The sequence below is a fragment of the Rhizobium leguminosarum bv. viciae genome (genome assembly GCF_012276115.1).
Classification (GTDB): Bacteria; Pseudomonadota; Alphaproteobacteria; order Rhizobiales; family Rhizobiaceae; genus Rhizobium; species Rhizobium leguminosarum_T.
This window is the reverse complement of record NZ_WIEU01000007.1, coordinates 266,556-275,918: the sequence shown is the minus strand read 5'-3', so window position 1 is coordinate 275,918 and position 9,363 is coordinate 266,556. Positions and strand designations below refer to the sequence as shown.

At 60.3% G+C, this 9,363-nt stretch carries 8 protein-coding genes and 2 pseudogenes; 3 read left to right on the top strand and 7 right to left on the bottom strand.

All coding sequences use genetic code 11. The annotated features are described in order from the left end of the window. Positions 1–273: 273 nt before the first annotated feature. Positions 274–427: pseudogene (locus tag GFM02_RS15930) on the top strand (helix-turn-helix domain-containing protein); the annotation flags it as partial. 31 nt (positions 428–458) lie between these two features. Here the strand turns inward: GFM02_RS15930 and GFM02_RS15925 are convergent. The 4 genes from GFM02_RS15925 to GFM02_RS15910 form a co-directional block, all read right to left on the bottom strand. Further along, on the bottom strand, positions 459–1,283 hold the full coding sequence (locus tag GFM02_RS15925) for an SDR family NAD(P)-dependent oxidoreductase (RefSeq protein ID WP_168273228.1): 825 nt from the start codon (positions 1,281–1,283) through the stop codon (positions 459–461). Between the two features lie 20 nt (positions 1,284–1,303). Next, positions 1,304–1,807, bottom strand: coding sequence for a nuclear transport factor 2 family protein (locus tag GFM02_RS15920; protein ID WP_205930326.1), 504 nt, complete (start codon positions 1,805–1,807; stop codon positions 1,304–1,306). An 84-nt stretch (positions 1,808–1,891) separates the two neighbouring features. Beyond that, positions 1,892–2,704 carry an SDR family oxidoreductase gene (locus GFM02_RS15915; RefSeq protein WP_168273227.1) on the bottom strand — a complete coding sequence of 271 codons (813 nt, stop codon included), beginning with the start codon at positions 2,702–2,704 and terminating at the stop codon, positions 1,892–1,894. A gap of 34 nt (positions 2,705–2,738) precedes the next feature. Further along, the gene (locus tag GFM02_RS15910; RefSeq protein WP_168273226.1) at positions 2,739–3,152 is read right to left on the bottom strand and encodes a GlcG/HbpS family heme-binding protein; all 414 of its coding nucleotides are present in this window, start codon (positions 3,150–3,152) and stop codon (positions 2,739–2,741) included. A gap of 177 nt (positions 3,153–3,329) precedes the next feature. Here GFM02_RS15910 and GFM02_RS15905 point away from each other — a divergent pair, with 177 nt between their 5' ends. Next, on the top strand, positions 3,330–6,113 hold the full coding sequence (locus tag GFM02_RS15905) for an ATP-binding protein (RefSeq protein ID WP_168322123.1): 2,784 nt from the start codon (positions 3,330–3,332) through the stop codon (positions 6,111–6,113). A 3-nt stretch (positions 6,114–6,116) separates the two neighbouring features. Here GFM02_RS15905 and GFM02_RS15900 read toward each other — a convergent pair whose 3' ends face one another. Both GFM02_RS15900 and GFM02_RS15895 read right to left on the bottom strand, forming a co-directional pair. Continuing rightward, a complete protein-coding gene (locus GFM02_RS15900; RefSeq protein ID WP_168273224.1) occupies positions 6,117–7,253 on the bottom strand; it encodes an MFS transporter in 1,137 nt (378 codons plus the stop codon). 166 nt (positions 7,254–7,419) lie between these two features. Then, positions 7,420–7,698, bottom strand: a complete 279-nt coding sequence (locus GFM02_RS15895; protein ID WP_246764378.1) for a hypothetical protein — start codon at positions 7,696–7,698, stop codon at positions 7,420–7,422. Positions 7,699–7,882: 184 nt separating this feature from the next. Here GFM02_RS15895 and GFM02_RS15890 point away from each other — a divergent pair. Next, positions 7,883–8,251: pseudogene (locus GFM02_RS15890) on the top strand (helix-turn-helix domain-containing protein); the annotation flags it as partial. Positions 8,252–8,326: 75 nt separating this feature from the next. Here GFM02_RS15890 and GFM02_RS15885 read toward each other — a convergent pair. Continuing rightward, positions 8,327–9,352, bottom strand: a complete 1,026-nt coding sequence (locus GFM02_RS15885) for an ABC transporter permease (protein ID WP_168322122.1) — start codon at positions 9,350–9,352, stop codon at positions 8,327–8,329. Positions 9,353–9,363 lie beyond the last annotated feature (11 nt).

The following is a 9,363-nucleotide window of genomic DNA, read 5'->3' as shown; positions in this document are numbered from 1 at the left end:
TGCTGCAACTGTCAAAGCTAAAGCCAATGGGTGCGTCTCATCCGCCCCCTCCCTTCCCTTGCAACCCGGCCCAGCCGGTCCGGTCGGGGGCTTGCCTCAGCGCAAGTGGACATGCCGAGTGTCGCATGGCTGAAGACGCACCCAAAGTGACACTTCTACTTTGCACACAAACGGACATTCCAACCCTGCCGCCACAATCCTTGTAAGGGGGTACATTCTATTTCCAAGTGCGACATGCCAGAAAAAACAATGGCTTCCCTTTGGAGATTTTGGATGTCTCGATGCTATTTGCAATTGACCCTCGCCGACCGGCGCCGTCTGCACCAGCTTGTCGAACGTAAGGTGCCGGTCAATGAGATGGCGCGCCAGCTCGGACGACAGCGTTCGACGATCTATCGCGAGATCCGGCGCAATACGTTTCATTCCGATGGCATGCACTCAGACGCAGCACATCGTTGTCAGAAGTCAGTGGATACGGACGTTTGCCGCCACCGCCGGATGATCTCCCCGTCCGACATATGCTTGGCTTCTATCGCGGCGACGGTGTCGCTGCCGAAGGGCATGCGAACGGGCGGGCCCGCCACATCTGCGAATGCCACGACTTGCCGGGCGAATTTCTCCGGATCGCCGGGCTGATTGTGGTTCATTGCTGAAGCGTGGTCGCGCACGGCTCCTGCGGTTCCGTCGTAGTCCGGGATCCTGTTCCCGCTCACCGACAACGAACTGGAGTCCAGGAAGTCCGTCCTGAAGTAGCCCGGTTCTATCACGGTCACATGGATCCCAAGAGGTGCCAGCTCGGCGTGGAGTGCCTCCGACAATCCTTCGACCGCGAACTTCGTCGAACAATAGACGCCGAAGCCAGCTCCTGCGCGGTAGCCGCCGATAGACGAGATGTTGAGGATGCGTCCTGACCCCTGCGCCCGCATCTTCGGCAGTACCGCCCGCGTCACGGTGAGCAGACCGAACACGTTGGTCTGATAGAGGCGTTCGACCTCTTCGGCTGTCGCCTCCTCGACCGCTCCGATGAGGCCGAAGCCCGCATTGTTCAAAAGGACGTCAATGGAGCCGAAGTGCTCGACCGCCTGTCGGGCGGCATCTCGCGCGTGCTGTTCGCTTGTCATGTCGAGCGTAGCCGCGAGGAGGTTCGGCCGCTCTCCAAGGGCTTCCTTGATCGCTCCCATGCTGCGTGCGGTCGCGACGACGTTGTCGCCCCGCTCGAGTGCAAGCTGCGCGATGCGGGCGCCGAAGCCGCGCGATGCGCCGGTGATGAACCACGTCTTCATTGTGACCTCCTTCGCTCGCCTCACTCGGCAGGAACGAGCTTCCATAGTTCGTTGAACGCAATGCTGTCGAAGAACGCCGATGCGTTCACGATCTTGCCATCCTGCATATCGAGGAACCACGCATAGGTGTTCATGTATGGCTTTCCATCCTTTGCAGTCCCTGCCGCATCGAAGAAGACGATGACAGTATCACCGTCGGCATACATATTCCGGATCGTCGGCTTGAGGCCGACACTCATGCGCGCGTTGAACGGCTTGATCACCTCGCTGATGAAGGCGTCCCGGCTGCCGTAGGCCTTGGATGCAGCCGAATTGCCCGTGATGGTCCATTCCACGTTGTCAGCGAGGAGATCGTAAGGACTTCCGGTCCCTGATGACCACGCGTCAAACGCCTTCTGTACCGTTGCCTTATTCGCGGCTTCATCGGCAGCGGCGGCCACGTCGAATTGCGCCAAGAGTACACTAGAGAGGACCGCGGCGGCGACTCCTCTCGCAATGGCTTGGATTGGTTTCCTCATGCTCATCTCGAAGCTCCTTGAACGAGTCGTTGCTTCCGCCGGGCCGATCCCGGCGGTGGAGGTGAGCGGCGGAGCAACGCCGCGATATGCTTAGATCTGCGCTTCCCAGGCCTTGAGCTGATGATCCTTCAGCATGTCTTCGATGACTTTCGGGCAGACGTTGCGGAATCTGCCCGTGTCGGCCGGAACGATCTCGATCATGCGATCGATCATTTCCTTGGGGTCCATCTTGCCTTCAGGCGTGGCGAAGAAGTCGTCGAAGCCTTTCCGGAGATCAGCACGCTTCGTGAAGTTCTTGCTGTCATCCATCCAGCGGAACGGATTGTCGGCCATCGTCTCGTTGTAGCCGGTGTAGTAGGCGCCGGGATTGATGGTCTGGATCTTTATGCCGTATGCGGCGAGTTCCTGCTGCAATGCTTCGGCGATAGATTCCAGCGCATGCTTCGTCGATACGTAGGTCCCCCAGTTCGCCGGGGTGAACAGACCGCCCATGGACGAGGTGAACACGACCTTCTTTCCATGATGCTTGCCTTCACGGATCCAGCGCTGGATGACGCCCTGGGTGAGCGTCAGCGGAAGGAAGACGTTCATTTCGAAGTTGCGACGGACGATGTCGACAGGAATCTCCCAGACCGGACCTGGTTCGCCCTGCCCTGCGTTGTTCCACAGAACGTCGAAGTCCCACCCCTGAGCCTGTTTGATGTCGTAGGCATCCGTGAGATCGAGACGCTCGACCCTGATGCGCCCACCGAGATCCAGCGCTGCCACTTCTTCGCGCATGGCCGTCACCATCGGCGAAACCTGGCACGTCGCAATGATGTTGTGGCCGTTCCTGGCCATGCCTATCGCCGCTGCCTTGCCGAAGCCAGAGCCGGCGCCTGTGATGAGAATGGTCTTAGTCATGTCATTGTCCTCTCGTCGATGGTGGGGTTAGTGATCAGCGAAGTATCGCCTCGAAGGCCGCGAGCCCGGCCTTAGCGATCTTGGTGTCCTGTTCGATCGTTCCGCCGGAGACGCCGAGCGACCCGGCTAGCCCGCCATTCGGACATTTGAGCGCGATGCCGCCGCCGTAAGGGGCCAGTCCGTCATTGGTGAGTTCGAGATGCGGGGCTGGCGCACCGGGCTTCAGGTACTCCCAGACATCCTCGCTATTGCATTGAAAGAGCGCGGCAGTCCGGGCCTTCCGGATGGCGATATCGATGGATCCGAGTACCGCGCCGTCCATGCGGTGAAACGCCTTCAAGTGCGCGCCGTCGTCCAGGACGGCGATGATCGCGGCAAGTCCCATCTCTCGAGCCTTCGCCTCTGCGTGATCGATGATCGCCTGCGCGTTGTGAGCCGAAATCGGCATTAGCAAAACCTCCCATCCGTCTGTCCAAGTGTGCGATGGCCGAACTGTCGGACGGGAGCGCAGGTCGTTCAAGTTGGGAAGTGTTAGGAGTTGTTAAGACACGGTAGTGAGCGTCCTGAGGGGCCGCGGTCGCAGCAACTTGCCGCCTATTGGAACTTCGAGTACCTAAGGCGTGTCATGGCTCTCGCGGAGTTGGTCGTGCCAGTGCAACGGTTCACATTCGGCCCCTTCGAACTCGACCCTTTGCGGCTCGAGCTGCGGCGCGATGGCGTCAAGTTACGCGTCGGGGCGAAGGCTTGTCGGCTGTTGCTGGCACTCGTGGAGCGTCCTGGTCGCATTGTCAGTCAGAGAGAGCTACTAGCCGCTGCCTGGTCGGGGTTGAACGTCGAGGACGTCAACCTTCGTGTGCATATCGCGGCCCTGCGCAAGGCCCTTTCAGACGGAGTTGATCGCAGCTTCGATATCACCACGGTTCCGCGCGAGGGATACGTATTCGCTGGAGCGGTGTCAGTGGCGGGTGCCACAGAGATGTCAACCTCGCCCCCATCGCGCGTACCACGACAGCTCAATACCCTATTTGGCAGACGCGAAGCGTTGGCCCGCGTTGGAGACGCGCTGACAGTACACCGCATCGTGACGATCGTCGGGGCCGGAGGCATCGGCAAGACCGCACTGGCGCTGGCGGCCATTGAGAAGCATGTGGGTACGGACTGCGTGTTCGTCGACTTCTCCACGTCGGTGTCATCGCTCCATGTGCAGGGATGCATATTTGAAGCGCTTGAGCTGGATGGAACTCCGAACGACATCGCCGCTCATATCGTGCGCGCCCTCGTGAACAGGACGATCCTGCTCGTCTTCGACAATTGCGAACACGTCGTCGGCGAAGTCGCGGCGATGGTGGCAAGGCTGACGAGCAGAACCGAAGGCGTTTCAATCCTCGCTACAAGCCGTGAACCGCTGCGGGTTCCAGGCGAGTGCGTCATCCCACTGGAGCCATTGGGTTGTCCGCCTGAGGGCGCCGCGCTGACGGCGCAGTCGGCCATGGGTTACCCGGCAGTCCAGATGTTCGCGGAGGCGGCCGGACGTCGGTCGAACGCGTTCGCGATAGAAGACGGCAATGCAGTCCTGCTGGGCGAAGTTTGCCGCCGCCTGGATGGAAGTCCGCTTGCCATAGAACTCGCTGCGGCCACCACCGATACCATGACGATAACTGAACTCGCCCGTCGACTTGACGACAGGTTCACCGTTCTGACCCGCGGCACGCGCACCGCCTTGCCGAAGCATCGGACCCTGCAGGCAACCCTCGATTGGAGCTACGATACTTTGACCGAGGTAGAAGCCTTGGCGATGCGCCAGCTCGGCGTGTTCCCCGGACGGTTCACGGTCGACGATGCGCAAGCGATCGTTGGTATCGACGCATCGTCCGGCGCGGCAATTCATGACACCCTGGCGAACCTGGTCGCCAAGTCCCTTCTCACCGTGGAGTCGAGGGATGAGGCCTCTTCGTTTCGTTTCCTGGAAACGATGCGAGTCTACGCTAGGCTCAAGCTGCTTGAGGGCAACGAGGCTTCCACCGTCTATGCCCGCTTCGTCGGGTACACGCTGCTTCGACTTGCCGCGATAGCCGACCAAGAGGGTTCCGCCGCCGATCTCAAGCGAGGCCAGGTCGGCGTTGTGGACGATTGGCGCGCAGCGCATGATTGGTCGGTGAGAAACGGCGATTGGCACATGGCCCTGAGGTTGATGGCAGCAGGAATCGGCTTATGTCACTCCCTCAACATCAGGGCGGAATATGTCAACCGCTCGGCAGAGACCATCCGCGCAGTGCCGACCGATGCGCAGAATGGAGACGCCCTGCGGTTGGAGATGCTCGTCTGTGACCAAACGGCACAAATGCTTGTCGACACGCAACCGCCGGGCCCATCAGACTTCCTGGAACGGATCGAAGCCGCAGCGCTGCGAACTCTGGAACTCTCGAGGCAGTTGAACGCGCCCGATCAGCACATGAGCGCACTCGTGACCCTCACCGTCGCAGCAGTGACCGGGGCGAATATAGAGAAGATGGAAGTCCACGGGTCGGATGCATTTGAATTCGCGCAAAGTTCGCAAAACCCCGACTTCCTTCGAAGCGCCCACTACGTCAAAGGCTTCGTCAGGTATTACGGCTCCGACTTCGATGGTGCGCTGCGCGAGTGTGATCGCTCGCTGATCCTCGCCGGAGAGGTTAAACCTGGCGTTCCTATTGCGTTTGACCATACGCCGAGCGTTCGAATCCTCCGCTCGCGTGCGCTCTGGGTTTGCGGCGAATTCGAGGCGAGCTTGGAGGAAATGGAAGGGGCACATCGCTCTGCAATCGAGGGCGGCCACGCTCCGACGATCGCCTGGGCAGCATGGAGCGGCGTCTGTGCCTATCTGTGGGCGGGCGCCATTGAGCGGGCATCTGCCAGCGCAGAGCTCTACGAACAACTCGCAAGCGAATACAGCAATCCCGGCTGGGCAGGATATATTCCAAGTCTACGTGTGGCGATGGAGCGCCTTGGTGAGGGACGCAGGTCGTTTGACGCCGCACCACTAGATTGGACGCCGCATGTGCTCTCGCATGCGGACATTATGACGAGTATCCATTGCGCATTCCACAGGCCGACCGACCTCCAGCGCATCGAGACCACGCCGCGGCATTGGTGCGCGGCGGAGCACTTTCGCGCAGCCGGGGAACACCACCTTGTCGGGAGGCGGACGATCGACGCCGAAAAGTTCTTTCGCCGTGCGCTGACGACTTCCCAGACACAAGGCGCGATCGCATGGGAGATACGCGCCACCCTAAGTCTCGCGCGCCTCAGAGCTCAACAGGAGCAGGCTTCGGCCGTCCGATCGCTTGTGGAACCGCTCATCGACCGCTTTGCAGGTTCCCGCGTCAACGCAGATCTCGTCTACGCCGAGCAACTGCTCGCCTCCTATTGACGGCTACTGCGTCGATGTGGATGTAGTTTCCAGCAGGGAGTTGGATCTTTGTCGTGAAGACCATGCGGCACACCCCACGTAGAGAAGGAAGGATGCAGCGGTCATGGCGACGGCGGCCCAGCCGCCGCCGAGCACATCGGCTTCGGTCGTCGCGAACGAGGCGATCAAAGGACCCAGCCCATTGCCGAAGAGGATCATCGGCAAGATCAGGACGGCCGCTTTCCTTGTCGCGTCAAGTCTAACGATCTCGGCCATCTGGAAAGCCTGCAGAGCACATGCGGCACCCGCGAAGATACAGACCGCAGCTATGAAAGTCGTTGGCAAATCGGTGATGATGGCAAGCGCGATGAACCCGGCCTGCGCAAGGACAGTCATTAAAAGGGTTGGCCACTTTGCCATTTTCGGAACAAGCCATGCCGAGAGCCATGCTGCAGCCACCTGGGTGGCAAGACTGGCAGAAAAAGCTAGTCCGACCACAGAAGGGCTGAAACCGTGCTGACTTGCGACGCGCTCTATATAAGTCCAGGCCGCGCCTAGCCCGCCAGCTTGAAGGACGGTTGCGGTTCCGAACAATAGTACCGTTCCACCAAGCCGCATTCCCGTTCGTTCAGGGTGCTCCAGGTCACCGAGCTTGTCCAACAAGGTGACAGAAAAGAGAGCGGCGATCACCCCTCCGGCGGCGAGCGTGTAAAGCCCCGCTGCGACGCCGAAGCTCGGTATCAAAAGAACGGGGAAGAGATAGGCGAGCCCGATCTGGGGAACCACAGATGCGCCGCATAGGATTCCGGTAAGGCGGTCGGGATTGTTCGAACGCACGATGATTGCATTCGCCGCTCCGAAGAGAAATCCCGCAAGGAGGCCTGCAATGGCCCGGTCGAGCAGCACCACGGCCGTGGTTTCCGCGTGTGCGTTCGCAACGTTGATCGCCACCAATCCAAGCGCGACAGCAGCAGTCTTCAAGCGCATCGCACCCCGCGCCATCCAGTAGCCGCCACCAGTAGAACCCAAGGCGAGGCCGAACAGTTCGAGCATCGCTGCTTGGCCGACGCCCGCCTTGGTCAAAAGCCCTGCGTCGTCGAGCCCACCAAGAAGGATCGGAAGGACGCCCAGCGAAAGAAGTGATGCGGTGCCGATGACCATGGCCCCGCATATTGTTATCGGACTCATGCTCACCAATCCCCTAGGACATAGTTGATGCCCGACGGAATTACCATTTCCTTGAAGTATTGATAAGACTTCAGCGAGCACGTTGGTGAAATTTGCTAAAGACGACGCAGGCGTTGCTGGGCGGCCTAACCCGGAGCACTTACGGGACATATTCGAGAACGAACCGCACAACCTTCTCGGACGACATCTCGCAGGGCTTCAGTACGGGAAGATTTGCGGATGCGATGTAAAGATTGAAGGAGACCACGTCCGTGCCGCCAAGTTCCTCGGCATACAGCCAGGTCCGACGGCCGTCGTCCGAGCGCTTTATGGTCGATCCCCACTTCCGCCCTTGGAAGGTTCCCTCGACGTAGCCGTCCGGAAGCCTTTCGAGCGCCTCCACGAAGTCAGGCGTAACAGCTTCGACAGTCCGGTTCACGGCGACAGGCACTCTTCGCAGATGCCACAACAGTCCTCGTCCATCACGGCCGGCCGGCCCTTTCGTCCGGGCGGCTACCCTGCCCGGCTGGCATCCGACGAAGAAGTCCGTGCGCGGCATCGTGCGGACGCGAGAGCCATTGATGGCCGACGCGATGATCCACATCGACACCAACCCTTTCAACATGGCGGTGACGTCGGCGGCGCATGTGCTTGATCTGAGTACGCGCCAGGTGCGTCGTCTGCTGGAGCGGATCAGCACGGGCGGTGCGGCGTCGATCCGGCACAAGGCGATCGGCCAACCGTCGAATAACCGGATTTGTGACGGTGTTCGCGATTACGTCGTGACGCTGGTTCGCGAACGCTATGCGGATTTCGGTCCGACATTGGCGGCCGAGAAGCTTTCCGAACGCGATGGATTGCGGGTGTCGCGCGAGACGTTGCGCGGCTGGATGACGGAGGCCGGACTTTGGCTGTCGCGCCAGCAGCGGCGAACGTTTCATCAGCCGCGCTTGCGGCGTGAAGCCTATGGCGAGTTGGTACAGATCGATGGCTTAGTGCCCCTCACCCGCCCCGATCTAATCTTGCAACGGGGCAAGGTCACGACACGCATGGCCCGATGCACCGACCTAATCCTGATTGGCAACCACTGGCAAACTGCCTTCGTTCGAAAGACGAGTTTCGGTCTGCCGGGCGGCCGAGACAAGGCGGCGCCTTGCGCGGATCGCGTGCCATTGTTGGTCGATCAAGACGCCGATGAGGATCACGCCACCCATGACAGCGAAATTCAACGACGAGGGTATACCCAGTAGATTCACGAGATTCTGCAGCTCCTGGAGCAGGACCGTGCCCAGCACGACGCCGACGATCGATCCCTCGCCGCCGCGGAGCGAAAAGCCGCCGAGTACGGCGGCGGCGATCGCGTAGAGTTCGTAGAACTGACCATGGCTCGCCGGCGAGATCGAGCGTGTGTACATGGCGAAATAAATCGCCGAAAGCGCCGTCAGCAGCCCGCAGATGACATAGGCCGACATGACCATGCGGCCGGTACGGATACCGGAATAGCGGGCCGCCTCCTCGTTCTTCCCGATCGCGTATAGATAACGCCCGAAAACAGAGCGATGCAGCATGATCCACATGACCACGGCAATGATGACGAGTGCGATGAAGGTGTTGGGAACGCCGTAAGACCGTCCGGCGGTCAGGAATTCGAGGTCTGGAAAATTCTGGCCGAAAGCAAAGCCCGCGGTTCCGTCAGCCGTATAGAAGCGCGCTGCCCCACGATAAATCAGGAGGCCGCAGAGGGTGACGACGAAGGGCTGCAGGTTGAGCCGAGTAATCAGCCAGCCGTGGACGGCGCCTATGACCGCGCCGAGCGCGAGAATGAGCGGCAGCGCCAGCATCCATGACATATCCTGGACCGCGATGAAATCGACGAAGAGCACGCCGAGAAGTGCTACCAGCGAGCCCACGGAAAGCTCGATACCGCCTGTAATGATGACAAAGGCCTGGCCGATCGACAGGATGCCGAACAGACCGATCAGGTTGGCAGTGTTGGCCAGGTTGATCGGCAGCAGGAAGCGCGGGTTGATGATGGCGACGACGATGCCGACGACGACGATCAAAAGCAGCAGTCCAAGATCTTTTTTGATCATTCGAGATCCAT